We start from the raw sequence: 18,639 nt of genomic DNA on the forward strand, positions 1-18,639 counted from the left end.
ACACCATAAACAGTGAGGAGTGAAAGTGATGACGATATCTACGACAGGACCGTATGACCCGGCTGTTCACCAGACGGCGGCAGCCTCCTGGGAAAGGGGGAGAATTGCGGGAGTGCATGACGGATACGACGAAGGATATCTGCGCGGACGTGCTAACGCAATTGTTGGGCGGATGAAAGCAGTTTTCCCTTTTCGACAAATCCATGTACTGTATGTCGTCTCCGGCAAAGGCCTTCCGTATTCTCCGCTGGATGAGGCGGTCATTACCACGTTGCAAAGCATGACGGCTCAGGTTACCGTAACAGACCCACGTCAGCCGGTAGGAGATATTGCCGCTCAGCTCCGTCCGAATCTGATGCTGGCACTGGATGGAATGGATCTTCCGTTGGAGCAGGTTACTGCGGTACGCCAGTTGGGCATCCCCACCGCCATCTGGCTAACGGACGATCCGTATTACACCGACACGACGACCAAAATCGTTACGAATTATGATTATGTGTTCACGTTAGAAATGAACTGCCTGGAGCTGTACCGCCAGTTGGGTTGCACGTCTGTGCACTATTTGCCCTTTGGGGCATTTCTGACTCACTATTTCCCACTCAGCTCGCCCGCTTCGGTACGACGTGAGATTGGGTTTACAGGCTCAGCCTACTGGAACCGCATCTATTTCTTCAATCCGATTATGCCTCAGCTCATGGCCCGTAACATTAAAATCAACGGAATCTGGTGGGATCGTCTCCCGGATTATCAGTCGTATGGTGACAAAATTGAGCTGGGTCGCTGGATGTCTCCGGTCGAGACCAATGATTCGTATAACGGCAGCAAAATCGTAATTAATCTTCATCGTTCCCATCAGGATGATTCGGTGAACAACAACTCACTGAAAATTCCGGGGGCTTCGCCCAACCCGCGCACGTTTGAAATTTCTGCCAGTGGCACGTTGCAACTGACAGATACAAGAGATGATCTGGCTCGTTTTTACAAGCCGGGGGAAGAGATAGAGACCTACAGCTCTCAGCAGGAACTGCTGGAGAAGGTTGAGTTTTATTTAACGCATGAAAAAGAGCGCCATGAGATTGCCCTGCGTGCTCTGGAACGAACCCTGCGGGAGCACACCTATGGTCACCGGATTGACCAACTGTTATCGGTCATATTTCCATAAGGTGATTCACACGTCCGATGGTTGCTATTTTAAAGGAGGTGAACTCCGATCAAGCCGAAAATGATGCTATTCAGCCATGTTAGCAACGTCCGAAGTATTACGGGGGCAGAGAAACTGTTATTGCAATTTTGTCTAGACATGCGTACGTACTTCGATTGTATTCTCGTAACGCCTGGTGAAGGGCGGCTGACCTCAATGGCCCGCAAGCGCGGAATCACCGTTCTGACACAGAACCTGTTCATGCTGCATGGCATGTATACCCCATATGAGGGATTGGCGCAAGATGCGGAGAATCTGCGGACCCATGTGGCGTATGCACCATTGTTCCAAATGCTTCGGCATGCTCGACCTGATGTGGTGCTGGTCAATACCTGTGTGAACGTCATGCCTGCAATGGCTGCCCAAGAGCTTAATATTCCAGTGATCTGGAAAATAACCGAGGTCATTAACCAGAATGCGCATACGCCCGTTTCTGTTTCTATCATAGAGCGCTATAGCCAATGGGTCATTGGCATTTCGCAAGCTGTAATGCGTCCTTTGCATGGTGGGGGACTGACACGTCCGCATACGGTGTTGTCTCCCTGCCGGGATATGGATATGCCGTCTCCCAAAGAGCATGTGCTGGAACGGAGAAGGAAACGTGAAAAACTGGGGCTGCGGGATTTTCATATTTGCATTGGTTATATTTCTTCCTTTATCTACGAAGCCAAAGGGCTGTTACCTTTTGTCCAAATGGCTCTAAAGCTGTGCGAAACCAATTCGCGGTGTCGTTTCTGGATCATCGGCAGCTCGGTGGACTCGGAATATTACGTAAAATGTGTCTCTTTAATCCGCCAATCTCGTTATAGCCGCCGCTTCCAGTTCAATTCATTCGAGGAATCCGTGTCAACGGCCTATAGCGCAATGGATATTGTTGTGATCCCAAGTATGGTGGAGGAAGGCTTTGGCCTGACCGCCCTGGAAGGGCTAGTTTACGGTAAGCCCGTGGTAGCCTTTGCGCAGGGTGGACTTGTGGAATTGATGGAGGCGACGGGAAATACAGATTTTTTGGTTGAGCCGGGCAACAGCGACATGCTGGCGCAAAAAGTGAGCTATCTGCTCGATCATCCCGAGGAAGTGGAACGGATTGGTGTGCGTAACAACAGTGCGGCTACACGTGTATACGGACCTGATTCCTACCGAAGCAGTCTACACCTCATGGTCAGTCAATGGGTATGTCATCATCCGCATTGGTTCCCGTTGATTCAGCAGCCAGGTGGACCAGTATGGACGAGGGAAGGCGAAGGACTGCGTCAGGTCACTGCTATACCGGAGGGATATACCAGCACGATTCGAGAATTTCCCGAATCGGTGGTGTGTCAACTGCCTGTGCTGGGTCTGCCGCCAATCGAATATGCAGCCATTCAGGGCTTGCCACAACCACCATCCCCTTTACCTGAGTCACCGCCCGAATTGCTCCGCGGCAAGCGTAGTGTTCGGGCGAGATGGCCAAAGGGCCGCAAGCGTACCAGATTGCGGAATCGCAGGTATAAGAGAAGCGGCGGCAAGAGTCGCCTCAAGAAAATTCTCGGGTCCCCGTTGTCGAAGGGGCTTTATCCGAAAACCAAGTCCAGACAGAAGCTCAAGCGGAAATTCAAGCACCGGTCACGACGGCACAACGCGCACAAGCAGAAGCGAGTCACACTCAAGGCTGGACAGCATACAAAACAACGGTCCGGGTGAATCTACGCCGGACCGTTGAGATGAACGTTAAGCTGGAGCACAGCCAGTCTGCTGGATGGCTATCATTCATTGAACGCCACAATTCAATGAAACAACGACAGCAAAGGTGGGTTCCAAAACCATGAAAATATTGACCGTGCTCGGCACAAGACCGGAAATTATACGGCTCAGCCTGATCATTCCGAAGCTGGACCGCCATGCAGATGAACATGTGCTTGTGCATACGGGCCAAAATTACACCGAAAGCCTGAGCGGGCAGTTCTTTCGCGAGCTGGGACTGCGTGCCCCGGATTATGTACTTCAGGAGAAAGCGGGGACACTGGGCAAACAGTTGTCCGTCATGTACTCGCAGATGGAGGATATTTTAAACAAGGAACGCCCTGATCATGTGTTATTGCTCGGTGATACGAACAGCGCCTTATGTGCCTTGCTTGCGGAACGTATGGGTTACCCGGTCGTGCATATGGAGGCGGGGAACCGCTGTTATGATCTGGATGTGCCGGAGGAGAAGAATCGACGTGTCATTGATGCAATATCCAGCATTAATATGCCTTATACGGAGCAAAGCAAGCAGCACCTACTACGCGAAGGCTTTCCAAGTCAACGAATTATACTGACTGGAAATCCGATCTACGAAGTGATGCAGCACTATAAGAAAGAGGTATCGGGCAGTGGAATTTTGAAAAAGTTGGGACTGTCGCCGGGAGAATATTTCCTGGTCACTGCCCACAGAGCTGAAAATGTGGACCATCCACCGCATTTGCTGGCTATTTTAGATGGTCTTAACCGGGTAGCCCAGCAGTTCGGGCAGCGGGTCATTTGCAGTATTCATCCCCGCACTGCCGCCCGAATCGCAAGCCATCCGCCGATCCAGCTTGACCCGCTAGTGGAATTTCACGAACCGTTCGGTTTTTTTGACTTCGTTCTGCTGGAGCGGCATGCCCGCTGCGCTTTGACGGACAGTGGTACCGTACAGGAAGAATGCTGTGTCATGGGGGTACCGACGGTTACGATGCGCCGGACGACCGAACGGCCGGAAACGGTAGATTGCGGCAGCAATATCGTGTCTGGTCTTGATGGCGAGGTTATAGCAAACGCGGTAGCCATAATGACCGGGATGACCCATAAGTGGCAATGTCCTGCGGGCTATCTGGCGGAAGATGTGTCGGATAAGGTAGTTAAATTTCTGCTTGGAGGGAAACGGCATGTTTGAAAACCAACGTATCTTGGTTACCGGCGGTACCGGCTCCTGGGGGCATGAGCTGGTTGCCCAGTTACTGCCGCGTAACCCCAAAGAGGTCATTATCTTTTCACGTGGAGAATCCAGTCAGGTTGCCATGAACAGGCAGTTTGAGGATGAACGACTCAGCTTCTGTATTGGAGATATTCGGGATAAGGATGCGCTGACTACCGCTTGTCAAGGAGTGGACTATGTATTTCATTTGGCAGCGCTCAAGCACGTTCCCGTCTGTGAGGATCAGCCCTATGAGGCACTCAAAACCAATGTCGTAGGCACCCAAAACGTGATCGAGGCCGCTGTTGCCAATCAGGTAAAGAAAGTCATTTATATATCGACTGACAAGGCCGCAAATCCGTCTAATTTTTACGGCATGACGAAGGCGATTGGAGAAAAACTGATTGTTTACGCCAATCTGCTGAATAGCGATACACGTTTCGTGACGGTGCGCGGCGGTAATGTTTTGGGCACAAACGGAAGCGTGGTGCATCTGTTCCAAAGCCAGATTCGCCAAAAGGGCAAGGTTTCGATCACAGACATGAACATGACCCGCTTCTTCCTGACCTTGCGTGATGCGATCAGTCTCCTGTTCAAAGCCTCGGTGGAAAGTGTCGGCGGGGAAATTTTTATTATGACCATGCCAACCTGCCGTATTGTGGATTTGGCTGAGGTGCTCATTGAGGATTCAGGTGTGGAAAACGTAGAAATTGTAGAAAAAGGTGTGCGTCCCGGCGAGAAAATTCATGAAATTCTGATGAGTGACTTTGAAAGCCTGACGACGGTAGTCTATGACGAGCAATATTTGGTTATTCTCCCAACGCTGAATATTCCTCAATTAAAGGACCGCTATACTCAGTGCCCTCCGGTGTCGTTCAGCAGCTTTAGCTCGGAGTTCAATTTGATGTCCAAAGAGGAGATTCGCAGCATTCTCCAAAGCGGGGGGTTCATCAAATGAAGCTGCTTATTTTGGGTGGTAACGGCATGGCGGGCCATGTTCTGGTTAAGTATTTCCAAAACCAGAGCGGGTATAACGTGTTCTACACCACCCGTGATCCCGAAAATAAAGGCGGTCTGCTGCTGGATGTAAAGGACAGCTTTATGGTGGAGCAGCTGGTACGGAGTGTACGGCCAGACGTTATTATTAACGCGGTAGGCGTACTGAATCAGCATGCCGGGGAGAATCAGATCGCAGCATACCAAATCAATGGATTGCTGCCACATCTTCTCCGGCGAACAGCGGACAGTATCGGTGCCCGACTGATTCATATCAGCACGGATTGCGTATTCGAGGGAAATCGGGTACCAGGTTTATATAAAGAGACGGATCAACCCGATGGGACAAGTGCCTATGCTTTGACGAAAATACTCGGAGAAGTAAAGGCCGTAGGGCATCTGACCATCCGTACCTCCATTATCGGGCCGGAAATTCGGCCGGGAGGCATTGGTCTGCTGCACTGGTTCTTGCAACAGAGCGGAGACGTTAACGGGTATCGCCGGGTCTTTTGGAACGGGGTTACGACGCTGGAATTAGCGAAGGCGATACAGGTGCAGATGAATGAGCCGCTGGACGGACTCATTCATCTGGTTCACCCTGAACCGATCAGCAAGCATGATTTGCTGCTGCTGTTCAAAGACATCTGGAATAGGGAGGATATTCGGATCGTGCCGAAAGATGAGCCGGTGCAGGACCGGACGCTTCGTTCTACCCGGGCCGATCTGCTCTACGATGTTCCTCACTACAGCATCATGCTGAAGGAGCTGCTGGAATGGACGGAAGCACAGCGGAACAACGTCGGCCTGTCATAGTCATTACCGGAGCGGCGGGCTATACCGGGATGCATGCCTGCCGCCATTTTGCAAAGCTCGGCTGGGAGGTAGCGGCGCTGACTCGCACTGTCGCTTCAGTCTCAGAACTGATCTTATTGGCTCGCGATGATGAAAATAACAGTCCAGAGGCGGAGACCCGTAACTGTATTACGCCTTATGTGTGTGACTTGCTCGACAAGAAACGTCTGGGCGAAGTCATTAGACAGATTGCACCGGATTATGTGCTTCACCTGGGTGGTAAAAATTCCGTCCCTGAATCTTGGCAGAGTCCCTTGCTATACATGGAATCCAATGTACTGTCCACCCTGTATCTGCTCGATGTACTGCGACCTTTCCCCAAAGCCAGAATTGTCGTGGCGGGCTCTCGGCTAAAGACGGCTTTGCAGGCTCCGTATCATCCAACTCATCCATACAGCCTTAGCAAAAGCCTTCAAGAGGCAGTCGCGCTCTCGTGGGGCGCGCTGTTCGAACAATCCGTCATGCTAGCAGAGCCTTGCAACTTGATCGGTCCGGGTCCATCTACCGGATTTTGTGCATTACTCGCGGGGTATATCGTTCAGACGGAACGTCTGGAGGGGCAGTCCGTAACTGAAACTGCCCCGTTCCGGGTATCTTCCCGACATGCGCAACGTGATTTCCTCGACGTTCGTGATGCCGTTCGCGCATACGGTGTGCTATTGGAACAGGGGGTGCCAGGCCAAGTTTACTCGGTCTGCACAGGCCGCATTGTGGAACTGGGCAATATCGTGGAACGTATGGTTGCGCTGGCCAAAACATCTATTCCCATACAATGGGGGGATGTGGAAGAGTCAGCATCCACCGAGGCATATCGTGCGAAAGAGCTGGAGGATATGGGCTGGAAGCCGACCATACAGCTGGGGCAATCTCTGGAGGATATGATTCAATACCGCCGAGCTGGAAAGGAAGGAACGATATGAGACCAAAAGTAACAATCGTCATTCCCTTTTATAACTGTGCCTATGTGGATCAGGCTTTGCAAAGTGCACTAGAGCAAACTTATGGGCCCCTCGAGATTATTGTCGTCGATGACGGGTCCACGGAACATGTTGATATGCTTCAGGCCTATCTTCCGTATATACATTATTTGGGCAAATCCAACGGTGGAACAGCCAGCGCCCTGAATCATGGTATCCGACATGCCAGCGGGGAATATATTGCCTGGCTCAGCTCCGACGATACCTATCATAGGGACAAAATTAATAATCAGGTTTCTTTTATGGTGGAAAACGGTGCGTACATCTCCCACACCAATTTCAATTTCATCAATCAATACAGCCAAGTCACAAGTTATCAGGCAGCCGCCGTGTTTCCGTCTATGACGGAGTTTTACCGTTTTTTTCAGCAAGGAAATCCGGTTAATGGATGCACGGTTATGTTTAAAAAGGAGCTGTTTGCACATATCGGTTTGTTTGATGAACTGCTACCGTACACACATGATCTGGATATGTGGTACCGAGTAATGATAGCGGGATATCCATTTCCTTTTCTGAACGAGTCCTTGGTTAACTACCGCTGGCATGATGAAATGGGAACCAAAAAACATTGGCCCGCTGTGGAGCGGGAGTACAACATAACCCAAGCGCGTTATCGAGATCGCTTCAGTCAGGTATTGAGCGGTTTATCCTCATGAAGCCGAAAGTCTGTCAGGGGGGATTGATATGGTAGATACGGGGATTGTTATGCCACTGTACAAACAGGATATCGGCTATCTGCAAGCTGCGATCTCATCCGTACTAGCCCAGAGCTACAGGGCATTTCGCTTCATCATTGTTATTGACGGAGCGCCGGAAATGGTGGGACCAGCGCTCCACGCAGCAATGGGAGACCCGCGCGTTCAGTTGGTTACACTCCCTCAGAACAAAGGAGTATCCCACGCCCTTAATCGAGGATTCGATGAGTTGTTTAAAGATCCTGCGATCAAGTATGTGACCTGGGTATCCAGCGACAATGTTTATAATTTTTACTTTATTGAACGATTGCGGCAGGAGCTGGAGCAGGGACCGGACTCACTCGGCCTTGTGTTCTCTACTTTCCGTCAGGTTGACGCATGTGGGAACCCGTTGTATGACGAGCAGCATCAGCAAGCTTTGATCCGGTACCAAGGCCAGCCGCATCATGAATTGCTGAATGCCAGCATTGTCGGGGTTTCATTTATGTACAAAAGCAAATATGCCCGCCTGATTGGCGGCTATCGGCTGCAACCAGTTGAGGATTATGATTACTGGCTGCGGCTGACCGAGACGTGCAGCATGAAATTCATCCCGGAGATCCTGATGGATTACCGGGTGAATTCCACATTTAGTGTATCGGCCGGCCTGCACAGCCAGAAGGAGCACCGACGCTGGCGGCACGCATTCCAAATCGCCAAGCATGAGGCGAGAGCACGTCGGGGCATCCCACTTGAAATGACGATTTTAATGCCTGTCACGGCTATGGCTCAAGCTGAACCATTGCTGGATAATCTGCTGGAGCAGCACTACAGCAATTGCGTGGTACGGTTGCTGGATTTAACGCCAGAACAGGGAGCCGCCGCTTTCCTGTCGATGATGCTCGATCCTCGGTTAATCGTAACGCCACGTCAGCATTATTCGGTCCAGGAAGCACTGGTTCAGGCTATTGGTGAAACAACGACACGCTTTGTTGTATGCTTCGGTGTCAAACCATATATTGCCGTGACGGATTTGCTGTATCTGACGGATTTGTTGCGCCCATTACAGGATACACATGCCTTTTCCTACTATACAGATGACCACTCAACCATCGGTAGCGGCCGAGGGGTTCAGTCCGTACCGCCGGAATGGAATTACGTGTATTACACCCACAGATTGCATCAAGCACTGGAGCAGGGCAACTTTAAATAACAGGAGACAGCGCCGGGATTGTGGTCAGTTCCGACTGAAGAACACGATGCTCCTGTACAACATTACCAAACTGATCCAGTCCAAAGTTGGAGAGCACAACATTGGAAGGTGCAGCGGAGACTACGTTGTATTGTACCTCGTAGGCAAGGACCCCTTGCACAAAGAAGGTACGTCGGGCAACAGAGTTTACAGGTAAGTTAACCGATGTCACGTATAAGGGGATCTTGGTATCCGGTACAAGCGAGAAAAAAATTTGGATGGTCACGGTTGCCGCGTTCACTGTATCCTCGTTGACCAAATTTACAACGACATTGGAGCAGGCAGTACCGAAATCTCTAGTGTTGGTCATATATCCGGTTGTAAAAGCCAATCGAATCATCCTCTCAAAAAACAGAATATTGGAAAACCCCTGAAGGGATGCTTCTATACTATGAATCTATTGAAAAGAAAGCTTGTATGGTTGTCTGTAGACTGTGCTGAAAAAAGTACATTTTAATAGAAATACTTCAGGCATGTCCATTTATATAATGAAGGGAATGCTTGCGATGCCTTTGAATTTTCAGGTAACACCCAGCGGTTTGCCCAAATTTGAGCCCAGTGTCGCCGTTAATTTGTTGAATCCGAATATCGTTGTAGCTGTAGCTGTTGACTTTAGTAGCGGGCCTCCGCTGATTGGACTGTATCGTTCCTTGGACGCCGGGGCGAACTGGACTGATACTTTACTGCCAATTCCACCGGGATATACAGGAGCCGAGGCAGGAATGGTAGCCTATCTGTTCCCGAATATTTTCATCATATCCGCACATGTGTTTCCAGGAAATGAGAACGGGGCTGTTGTGATCTATCGCTCTACGGACGATGGTGCCACCTTTGATCCTCCAGTGGTCATTAACCCGGGCTATGGAGATTACATTAATAATGACTGGACCAATATTACGACGGATAATGCAGGAGCAAGTCCCTATTTAGGGCACGTCTACGTTACGTATAACCGCCAATACAACGTAGAGTTTAATGCCCGGTCTGCGGCCTTTTACCAGCGTTCTACGGATGGAGGATTGACCTGGGATCGACCGTTATTGCTTTCCAATATCCAATCCTCCACGGAGCGGCCTGAGCCTGCGGTCGACAAATATGGCAGTGTATATGTCAGTTGGATTCGTACAGGGCCGCAGACACCGGCTTTCTTTATCCGGCGCTCCTTTGATGGAGGGGCAACTTTCAGCGGGGATATTCTTGTGTCCAATATAACGCTGGTGCCCAATCCTTTGCCCGTTCCTGGTTATGACTTTCGGATATTGAATTTCCCTAGCTTGGCCGCGGACTGCTCGGGTGTGCCTTCCACAACAAATACGCTATATGCCGTTTGGCAGGATTTTGGTCAGGGATACAGTAATATTTTATTGTCCAAATCAAGCGATTTTGGCGGTACCTGGAGTGCTCCGATCATCGTGACGGACAGCCCGCCCGGCTCGCAAAATTTCTTTCCTGCGATTTCGGTGTCGCCTAAGACGGGATTGGTCGTTGTCGTGTACTATACCAATCGCCTGGACGGCTTTAATCTGGATGTGTTCACCGCCCAATCGTCAGATGGAGGCAACACCTTTACGAACAGTCGTCTCACAACGACCTCCTTTAATCCGAATGTCGGTGGAGGCGAATCAGAGCTGATCGGCGACTATATTGATGTCGCCATCGTACCGCCGAATAGTTACATTTCCGTCTGGACGGATACGCGTACAGGCAGCCTGACGATTTTTGCTGGTGTACCGGGAGGTGAAGCCTGATGCCGAACGTACAGCTCACGCCTAATGGAAGGCTGGCGCAGGAGCCGAGTGTAGCTTTCAACCTGCTTGACGGTACCATTGTGTCTGCGGCTATCGATTTTACGACTGGGCCGCCGTTGACAGCAGTATACCGTTCAGGTAACGGCGGTGTCTCCTTCACACAGCAGATTTTACCGCTGCCAGCCGGCTATGTAGGGGCGGAATCCCATAGCGTCAGCTACGGTTTTCCCAACTTGTTTGTCATAGCCTGTCACGTATTTACCGCAGACGGCTTGAGCGGTACTATCGCTACCTATGTATCCAGAGACAACGGTAATACATTTGATCCGCCCGTGATTGCCCAGCGGGGGTATGGGACATTTGTCAATAATGTTGAGGTCGGCGTGAAATTTGATACTTCTCAGGTCAGCTCCTATACCGGAAACATCTATTTATGTTATACGCATCAGTACAATCCAGACTTTTTTGGCGGATCAGTCATGTTTTTCCAGCGTTCGCAGGATGGAGGGATCACGTGGGATACACCCGTGGTGCTCACCGCTGGCTCTAATCAGATCACGCGGGGGGAAATCACCGTGAGCATTACTGGGGTGATTTATGTCGGGTACATTGTAACTAATCCGGTTAACCAATATCAGGTCATTGTGTCCTTCAATGGGGGGACAGCATTCAGTTCTTCGCTGCCTGTATCTTCTGTTGTCCCGGTTCCGAGTCCGTTGCCCGTGGCCGGGTTTGGCTTCAATGTGCTGCCGATGGCCAACATTGCGGTGGATCGCTCTACTAGCCCGAATCAGGGAACACTTTATGCGGTCTGGCAGGATAATCGGGCAGGGTATGCGGATGTGCTGCTCGCCCGTTCGGTGGATGGCGGATTAAGCTGGACTGCGCCGCAATCTGTGACAGGGGCTAGTGCAGGGGCACAGCATTTTTTCCCGGCTATTGATGTTTCGCCTGTGACCGGTGTGATTAAGATCGTATATTATACCAATCAAATAACGACCTCTTTATTAGACGTATTTGTGGCCGAATCAACGAACGGAGGAAATACATTTACGAACCTCAGAATAACAGACAGCTCCTTTAATCCTAACGGGATTAGTCCCGTTCCAGTCGTTACGATCGGTAATTTTATTGATGTAACGATCGTGCCGAATAATGGATTTTTTGCGGTCTGGACAGATGCGTTATCGGGTTTCCAGCAAATTTACGGAAGCAACGGAATGTAGCTCAGCGTACGAGACAGAGGAGGTGAGGCTGTTTTGAAAATTTTGTTGGCTACGTACTGGCCGATTCCTCATTTGGGTGGCGTATGGCCCTTTATGCTGCAAATTAAACGGAGGCTGGAGCTACTGGGTCACACAGTAGACTTGATGGGGAACGGACCGGATACACCTAAATACCATATTGTTTTTGAAGATAGGGAGCTGCTGAAGGATCAACTGCTGCCCCTGTTGCATACGAAGCTGAATGAATCGGCTGTCCCTGTATTACATTTGGATTCATGGGTGCAGACGGTGGAAAAGGATCGATACTGTATGGAGCTGGCAGCGGCGTATTTCGGGGTTGAGCAGTATGATGTTATTCACACGCAAGATGTCATTGCGACGCGTGCTCTAAGTCGGGTCAAACGTAAGGACAGTGCGTTGGTAGCGAATATTCATGGCTCGCTGGCTCGTGAAGTCATGATGGCTCTGGAGAGGGATCATGAGGAGGGTTACCGTGAGACGTTGATGTGGAAATATTATTGGGCGCTGGAGCACTATGGCGCTCTATCCGCGGATATTACCATTACGTCTACAGAATGGATGAAACAGACGCTTGTGCGTGAGTTCGAAGTGCCTGAGCAGCAGATTGCTACTTTCCAATACGGATTGGATACCGAGCACTTCTGGGAAGTCCACGCCCGGGGAACGGACATAGTACGACCTGAGGGGAAAAAAGTTATGATTTGTCCTTCACGGCTGGTCTATATCAAAGGGCTGCATTATTTAATGAGCGCTCTTGGCCTGCTGAAAGCAAGTCGTACGGATTGGGTTTGCTGGATTGTCGGGGAGGGAGATAAAAGGGAAGAGCTTCAAACACAGGCGAAGGAGCTAGGGTTGGAGGAAGACGTGTTTTTTTTGGGGCATCGTGAAGATGTACCTGCTCTTTTACAATTGGCGGACCTTTTTGTCCATCCGAGCATACAGGATAATCAGCCGTTTTCGGTCATGGAGGCGCAGATTATGGGGCTTCCGGCAGTGGTATCGGATGCGGGCGGACTGCCGGAAATGGTGAAGCATGAACACACCGGACTGGTCTCCCCGGTTGGCGATGTGGAGGCACTGGCAGCTCATTTGCAGCATTTGCTGGCTCAGGATGAAGTGCGGATAGCTATGGGAAAACATGCCAAAGCATGGGGGACCGCGCATTGGTCTCTGGATGTTATGATTGAGCGACTCGTGAATATTTATGGGCAAGCGCTGAATCAAGTACGTTGAGTATGTTGATTCAACAGTTAGGAGGCAGAGCATGACTTTTCCTGTCGTTGGAGACTTGTACAACCGTATTTTTGAAATCCAGCAGTCGCACCCGGATCTGAAGGTCGATTACGCAATATGGAACCGAATTAACACCTCGTTGCCGGAAGATTATAAGCTGCCAGACGCTGACATTTTGGAACGTCTGAAACAATCCGCACCATGAAGGCACAGACCCTATAAAAAGGCAGGTCGGGCTTAAAACTCCCACCTGCCTTTAGTTTATTCCAGTTCATTGTCCAACAGGTTTTTGTCAATCTTCATAAACTGAGCCTCGAATTATGAGCGGCCCCGTAACAACAGCACGGCGGTCAGCTGATTGTACGGTCAAGCAGTATACATAAGGCTCTGCCTGTTCTCCCATTTCCTCATAGCTTAATTCTGCAAATCCCTCCTGATAACAGGAATCCTGCAACCAATCCAGCATAGGTCCCCGCTCATCATTGCGACGCAATCGAATGTCCAACTCCCCGATATCCCAGTTGAGCAGCGGATTTTCCCATGCCAGAGAGACTTCAATGACAATACGTCCTTCAGATTCACTTGCAGGAATGATTAATGTAGAGAGCACGCTCTCCTGTTCGGTGACCTGAAAAGGCAGTGCATATGTGTCTGGCTCAGCTTTGTTTTGAACTGAATATTTCAACATACCTTCTTCCTCCTCTGCCCGTTCATTAGGGTGTCACGGTAAAATGACTGGCTGTACGCTTAGCGACAATGTTCCCGTTTTCCAAAAATTCAGCCAGGATAAACAGCGTTTCCGGATTGTAAATACTCGTTACCACTCGCAGGTAAAAAGGATTTTGGGCGGTCTCCATATCCTTGAGTTCTAGCACGGAGCCAGCTTCGGGAGAAGGGTTCAATCGAAGGAGCTGCCGTCGGAAAACGCCACTGTCATTTCCCATTTCCAGCAACACATCGACGGCTCTCTTTTCACGATTGAAAAGGGTCACATGGCAGCTTTGTATGTGGGCGCTGTGGTAAGCGAGATGGTGATCGACGGTTAAAAGAAACACGGACATATGATGATGCCTCCTTGAATTCCGTTAGGTTACCAGCCTTAATATGATATGAAAAATAGCCGGGATTGGACTGGATAGTTGTACGCCTCTTTGACAAAAAGCGCATCGGTGTCCAACCCTTTTCGCCGTGCTGTGCATGTAATGTAGAGTGGAACAAACTACGGCCTGAAGTCCCTTTTCGACTACAGAAGAAGGGCCAAGCAGGATCTGAGGGAAGGGTCGTATTAAAAAAGGAGGCGCGGCTATGAGACTCGCACAGCTGGCAGGGGAATATGAAGCGGTCTTCAGTCTGGGACAAAACTGTACACCTGCCATTCAATTGGAAAAGAACCGTTTGCGGCCGTTTGCCGGGGTACTGGATTGGATGATGTCTGACACGCTGTCCGATGTGAACCGCTTGCTTGAAAATCGGTTTGCCGGATTTATGGATTTGCCTAATTTAAGTGTCGTTGGTACGAGCCAACTGAATTATATGGTCAGAGATATCGCTTATAATGTGATCTCGGTACATGATTTTCCGCAGGAACGCAATACGTCCTCAGATCTGGTGACCTATCCCGAGTTCAAGGAAAAGATAGACCGTCGTATTGAACGTTTTTTTGCAAAAACACAGATGGCGAAGCGCAGCTTGTTCGTCCGTATGCTGGGAACCTATGAAGAAGTAGAGGAACTGGAACGTATTTTGTCGGGCATGGTAGCGAATGAATTTCGTTTGTTGGTGGTGAATTGTTCCGGCGTAACGGAGTTGACGGAGGTGGATTGGCAGCTTCCGCATGTATGCTCGGTGGAAATGCCTTTTGCCGATGTATGGAATTACAAGAGTGATCCGCACTGGCGTACTCTTTTTAAAGGGATGACCTTGTCTTCGGAAAGGGGAGGGCGTCGTGCTTGAGCGGTTGCAGGGGGATTATGATGCTGTATTCAGTCTGGGTGGACATTGCTTACCTTCCATTCAGCTGGATAAAAACGGACTGCGTCCCTATGCGGGTCCGCTGGACTGGATGATTTCCGGTAACTTGTCACAGATCAGTCGCTTGCTGGACGCCCGTTTTGCCGATTTTATGGATGTTGATAGTCTACGTGTCACGGGGCATGATTACGGCGAGCATAACTTCATGGTTGAGGATGCATCCTATGGGATTACAGCAGCACACCATTTTCCGGTTAGCCAGAATACATCGGAGCAGCTGACTTCCTACCCTGCATTCAAAACGACGCTTGATCGCCGCATTGCACGTCTACTGGACCAATTCGCGCTTGCGTCCCGTCTGCTACTGGTTCGTCTCGGGGGTAGTCGGGAGCAAGCGGTGGAACTACATGATGTGTTATTACAGAGGATTACACATGATTTTCGCTTGTTATACGTGGATTATACAGGGACTGATGGTGTGACGGAGCTGGACTGGGGGTTGGAGCGGCTGGTTTCAGTGGAGCTGCCACCTGAGGATATATGGAACGGTCAGGATGAGATGTGGCGTTATATGCTGGAAAACGTGAGACTGCATGTCTGAGGTGCTGAGATTCTAGAGACACATTATAGATTGTCTTCGGACTGTGCTTGTGCCTGCGCCAAGCTATAGGGAGTCGCATAACATGATGCGAAGGGAAGTCATATGCTTCGGTACAAAAGGAGGGTGAGCTAGTGAAGGCTTTGGTCACCGGGGGAGCCGGATTTATTGGTTCTCAGCTGGTACGTGCGCTTGCTGATTCGGGCATCAGAGTGCATGTGCTGGATAATCTGACGACCGGGAATATGGCAAATGTGGACCCGCGCGCGGTCATGCATATTGCGGATATTCGCAGCTCTGAAGCTAGGACGCTGCTGATTCGGGAAAGCCCGGATATTGTGTTTCACTTGGCCGCACAGGCGGATGTGCAGCAATCCATCCATCGACCCGATGAGGACGCGGATGTGAATGTGCTGGGGACGATTCATTTGTTGCAGGCTTGTCATGAAGCGGGTGTGTCGAAATTTATATTTGCATCCACGTCCGGTGTATATGGAGAGTTGCAAAAGCAATGTATACAGGAAGACGATCCCGTGGAGCCCATTTCAGGCTACGGACTGTCCAAGCTGACCGCAGAATCGTATATTCGACTTTTTTATCGGCTGTACGGTATGAACTATACGATTTTGCGTTATGGAAATGTGTATGGTCCCGGTCAGGCCGCGAAGGGAGAGGGTGGTGTAGTCGCTCTCTTTATGGAGCGGCTGAAAAAAGGAAGTCCCTTGCTCATTCACGGCGATGGGACACAAACCCGAGACTTTGTGTACGTCAAGGATGTAGTTCGAGCGAATATGGCGGCTATCCATGCAGCGGACCAACGCACAGTACATGTAAGTACAGGACGAACGACGTCCATTAATCGACTGGCCTACGATTTACTAAAGCTGCACGGTTCGTCTGTCCGCCCTGTGTATTCACCAGCGCGAGCGGGAGACATTCACCATAGCTGTCTTAGTAACGCAGTCGCCAGACATTGGCTTCGTTGGGAACCGCTATACGGCATTTCTGCCGGTTTACAGGAAACGTATGTGAGCAGTATGGGTTCAGGCAAAGAAGGTATGTCTTGATAAAGAGCGCGCAACTCAAGAAAGAGACTGAGGTAACTCTCAGCCTCTTTTTCATTTGAATAGCAATTAGATGTTCTCGCCAGCCAGCTTCAAGGCTTGATCTAGGACAGCTGCACCGTTTCCTCTACCATAAGCCAACGTGTCAATGACATCTACAGGGATACCATAGGGAGCTGCAATTTCGGTTACTGCCTTTTTACGCATCCGCACTTGAGGTCCGAGCAAAATAGCAATCACAGAATCTGTAACGGCTTCTAGCTCTTCCTTGATGGTGCTTTCGGGGATGGCTTCGATGTTCAGCTCTATGGATCTTGCTGTTGCTTCTTTTTTCATTTTAGAAACCAAAATGGATGTGGACATACCCGCAGCACATGCCAAAATAATTTTTTTCATATTTGAGCGCCTCCAGAATTCATTTTTAACTATTTATACTCTTCATCCAGATCAGCAATAAATGAGCGTTCCTTGATCGCGGCTTGATACCAGTAGCCGGATTTCTTCAAATGCCGACTTCGATCATTGTCAAGGTTAATTTCCACCAGTCCATAGCGATTTTTAAAAGCATTCATGGGAGAAACGTTGTCTGTAAAGGCCCACAGCATATAACCTGTACAGTTGGAGCCCGCTTCTACAGCTTGTAATGTGTAGTATAAATGCTCAGTTATAAAGTCAATACGATAGTCGTCCTGAATAATGTGTTCCTCATTTTTGAAAGCAGCTTCATTCTCAATGCCCATACCATTTTCCGCGACAAACCACTCGATATTGTGATATTCGTTCTTGATACGCATTCCCATATCGTAAATGATTTTCGGATAAATCTCCCAGCCCCGTGACTTGTTCATTCTTTTACCCGGAAGATCAAAATGCTCATAGTAGTAAGAGGGGTGAAAGGGGGTGTTTTCGTTCCACGCTTTACTCTGTGCTTTTACCCGATGGGGATAATAGAGATTGATCCCGACGTAGTCAACGGTATTTTCCTTAATGACTGCCAGTTCTTCCGCTGTAGCTTCAAATGTAATATCATGCTTGCCCATGAGATCGAACAATTCTTGCGGGTATTCGCCTTTAATAAGCGGGTCCAGAAATACTCGATTGTAAAATAAATCATACACATGTGCCGCATACTGGTCATGAGGGGCGCTTGATCGGGCATAAGTGACTTCGGGATTCAGAATAACGCCTATTTTAGCCCCGTGCTGACTATAGTTTTTTGCTTTGAAAAGCTGTACGCATTTCGCGGTAGCCAGCGTTTTATTATAGTTCCATTGCATCCACTTCCGCGTATTTTGTTCATAGGGATAGCGAAGGGCATCTAGATAGACACGAGTCTGTACAACAATGGGCTCATTAAACGTAAACCAGTGCTTGACCCGATCGCCGTACCGTTCAAACACTTTTTCCGCATATTTTACAAACAGCTCCACCACATGCTTGGAAGACCAACCCTCATATTTGTTCAGCAAGTAGGCGGGTACCTCATAGTGTTCCAGACAAATCATCGGCTCGACTCCGCTCGCAATCAGCTCATCAATGACCCGGCCCATATAATCCGCATATGTTTCATCCACCACTATGTTCTCATAATCCGTTAAGAAGCGGGACCAATTAATAGAAGTCCGATAATGGGTTAAACCAATCTGTTTCATCAGCGCAATATCTTCGGCATAGCGATTATAAAAGTCGGTTGCAACCGCGGGTCCATATCCATTGTGCCAGACATAGCGGTCATATTTGTACCATTGGTCTAGGTATGAGTCCTGACCTTCTTTTTTACCGCTCCAGCCCTCTGTCTGCCAAGCGGAAGCCGCTGCACCCATGATGAAATTCGACGGAATTTGTATCGTATGTTTAGCCATGACATGTTTCTCCTTTTCATTGAATAAAGAATGCGTTTTCAATTAAT

20 protein-coding genes are annotated in these 18,639 nt (G+C 49.5%); 15 read left to right on the plus strand and 5 right to left on the minus strand.

What is annotated here, in order from left to right:
* Positions 1 to 28 precede the first annotated feature (28 nt).
* From NSQ58_RS07720 to NSQ58_RS07755, 8 genes are all read left to right on the plus strand, one after another.
* Complete coding sequence (locus NSQ58_RS07720) at positions 29 to 1,162, plus strand: CgeB family protein (RefSeq protein WP_023990108.1); 1,134 nt, start codon at positions 29 to 31, stop codon at positions 1,160 to 1,162.
* A 60-nt stretch (positions 1,163 to 1,222) separates the two neighbouring features.
* On the plus strand, positions 1,223 to 2,884 hold the full coding sequence (locus NSQ58_RS07725) for a glycosyltransferase (RefSeq protein ID WP_341057125.1): 1,662 nt from the start codon (positions 1,223 to 1,225) through the stop codon (positions 2,882 to 2,884).
* 121 nt (positions 2,885 to 3,005) lie between these two features.
* Positions 3,006 to 4,097 (plus strand): non-hydrolyzing UDP-N-acetylglucosamine 2-epimerase, encoded by a 1,092-nt coding sequence (gene wecB / locus NSQ58_RS07730; protein WP_023990106.1) that lies wholly within the window; start codon positions 3,006 to 3,008, stop codon positions 4,095 to 4,097.
* Positions 4,090 to 5,076 (plus strand): polysaccharide biosynthesis protein, encoded by a 987-nt coding sequence (locus NSQ58_RS07735; protein ID WP_025722608.1) that lies wholly within the window; start codon positions 4,090 to 4,092, stop codon positions 5,074 to 5,076. The genes wecB and NSQ58_RS07735 overlap by 8 nt, the downstream gene beginning before the upstream one ends.
* Complete coding sequence (locus NSQ58_RS07740; protein ID WP_069080656.1) at positions 5,073 to 5,927, plus strand: dTDP-4-dehydrorhamnose reductase family protein; 855 nt, start codon at positions 5,073 to 5,075, stop codon at positions 5,925 to 5,927. The genes NSQ58_RS07735 and NSQ58_RS07740 overlap by 4 nt, the downstream gene beginning before the upstream one ends.
* Entirely contained in the window at positions 5,888 to 6,886 is a 999-nt protein-coding gene (locus NSQ58_RS07745) for an NAD-dependent epimerase/dehydratase family protein (RefSeq protein ID WP_023990104.1), read from the plus strand. The genes NSQ58_RS07740 and NSQ58_RS07745 overlap by 40 nt, the downstream gene beginning before the upstream one ends.
* Positions 6,883 to 7,599 carry a glycosyltransferase gene (locus NSQ58_RS07750; protein WP_028541477.1) on the plus strand — a complete coding sequence of 239 codons (717 nt, stop codon included), beginning with the start codon at positions 6,883 to 6,885 and terminating at the stop codon, positions 7,597 to 7,599. Before NSQ58_RS07745 ends, NSQ58_RS07750 begins: the two co-directional genes overlap by 4 nt.
* A 28-nt stretch (positions 7,600 to 7,627) precedes the next feature.
* Entirely contained in the window at positions 7,628 to 8,830 is a 1,203-nt protein-coding gene (locus NSQ58_RS07755; protein WP_076159705.1) for a glycosyltransferase family 2 protein, read from the plus strand.
* Here NSQ58_RS07755 and NSQ58_RS07760 read toward each other — a convergent pair.
* On the minus strand, positions 8,823 to 9,200 hold the full coding sequence (locus NSQ58_RS07760; protein ID WP_028541479.1) for a hypothetical protein: 378 nt from the start codon (positions 9,198 to 9,200) through the stop codon (positions 8,823 to 8,825). The genes NSQ58_RS07755 and NSQ58_RS07760 overlap by 8 nt on opposite strands.
* Positions 9,201 to 9,342: 142 nt before the next feature.
* Between NSQ58_RS07760 and NSQ58_RS07765 the strand changes: the two genes are divergently transcribed.
* The 4 genes from NSQ58_RS07765 to NSQ58_RS07780 are packed head-to-tail and all read left to right on the plus strand — an operon-like array spanning position 9,343 to position 13,302.
* The gene (locus NSQ58_RS07765) at positions 9,343 to 10,617 is read left to right on the plus strand and encodes a sialidase family protein (protein WP_256703477.1); all 1,275 of its coding nucleotides are present in this window, start codon (positions 9,343 to 9,345) and stop codon (positions 10,615 to 10,617) included.
* A complete protein-coding gene (locus tag NSQ58_RS07770; protein ID WP_053326024.1) occupies positions 10,617 to 11,843 on the plus strand; it encodes a sialidase family protein in 1,227 nt (408 codons plus the stop codon). Before NSQ58_RS07765 ends, NSQ58_RS07770 begins: the two co-directional genes overlap by 1 nt.
* Positions 11,844 to 11,876: 33 nt before the next feature.
* Positions 11,877 to 13,097, plus strand: coding sequence for a glycosyltransferase family 4 protein (locus tag NSQ58_RS07775; protein ID WP_053326023.1), 1,221 nt, complete (start codon positions 11,877 to 11,879; stop codon positions 13,095 to 13,097).
* A gap of 31 nt (positions 13,098 to 13,128) precedes the next feature.
* On the plus strand, positions 13,129 to 13,302 hold the full coding sequence (locus NSQ58_RS07780) for a hypothetical protein (protein WP_167348638.1): 174 nt from the start codon (positions 13,129 to 13,131) through the stop codon (positions 13,300 to 13,302).
* An 87-nt stretch (positions 13,303 to 13,389) separates the two neighbouring features.
* On the opposite strand, the gene NSQ58_RS07785 is transcribed toward NSQ58_RS07780, so the two are convergent.
* Complete coding sequence (locus NSQ58_RS07785) at positions 13,390 to 13,785, minus strand: hypothetical protein (RefSeq protein WP_053326022.1); 396 nt, start codon at positions 13,783 to 13,785, stop codon at positions 13,390 to 13,392.
* Between the two features lie 25 nt (positions 13,786 to 13,810).
* Entirely contained in the window at positions 13,811 to 14,158 is a 348-nt protein-coding gene (locus tag NSQ58_RS07790) for a hypothetical protein (protein WP_023990095.1), read from the minus strand.
* A gap of 244 nt (positions 14,159 to 14,402) precedes the next feature.
* Here NSQ58_RS07790 and NSQ58_RS07795 point away from each other — a divergent pair, with 244 nt between their 5' ends.
* From NSQ58_RS07795 to NSQ58_RS07805, 3 genes are all read left to right on the plus strand, one after another.
* Complete coding sequence (locus NSQ58_RS07795) at positions 14,403 to 15,050, plus strand: DUF1796 family putative cysteine peptidase (protein WP_023990094.1); 648 nt, start codon at positions 14,403 to 14,405, stop codon at positions 15,048 to 15,050.
* Positions 15,043 to 15,669: a DUF1796 family putative cysteine peptidase gene (locus NSQ58_RS07800; RefSeq protein WP_023990093.1), complete on the plus strand. Its 627-nt coding sequence runs from the start codon at positions 15,043 to 15,045 to the stop codon at positions 15,667 to 15,669. The genes NSQ58_RS07795 and NSQ58_RS07800 overlap by 8 nt, the downstream gene beginning before the upstream one ends.
* A 131-nt stretch (positions 15,670 to 15,800) precedes the next feature.
* The gene (locus NSQ58_RS07805; protein ID WP_023990092.1) at positions 15,801 to 16,733 is read left to right on the plus strand and encodes an NAD-dependent epimerase/dehydratase family protein; all 933 of its coding nucleotides are present in this window, start codon (positions 15,801 to 15,803) and stop codon (positions 16,731 to 16,733) included.
* Positions 16,734 to 16,799: 66 nt separating this feature from the next.
* Here the strand turns inward: NSQ58_RS07805 and NSQ58_RS07810 are convergent, their stop codons facing one another.
* Entirely contained in the window at positions 16,800 to 17,126 is a 327-nt protein-coding gene (locus NSQ58_RS07810; RefSeq protein WP_023990091.1) for a PTS sugar transporter subunit IIB, read from the minus strand.
* A 29-nt stretch (positions 17,127 to 17,155) separates the two neighbouring features.
* Positions 17,156 to 18,592, minus strand: coding sequence for a glycoside hydrolase family 1 protein (locus NSQ58_RS07815; RefSeq protein WP_254348679.1), 1,437 nt, complete (start codon positions 18,590 to 18,592; stop codon positions 17,156 to 17,158).
* Positions 18,593 to 18,639 lie beyond the last annotated feature (47 nt).

Source organism: Paenibacillus sp. FSL M7-0134 (assembly GCF_038007865.1).
Lineage (GTDB): Bacteria > Bacillota > Bacilli > Paenibacillales > Paenibacillaceae > Paenibacillus > Paenibacillus polymyxa_B.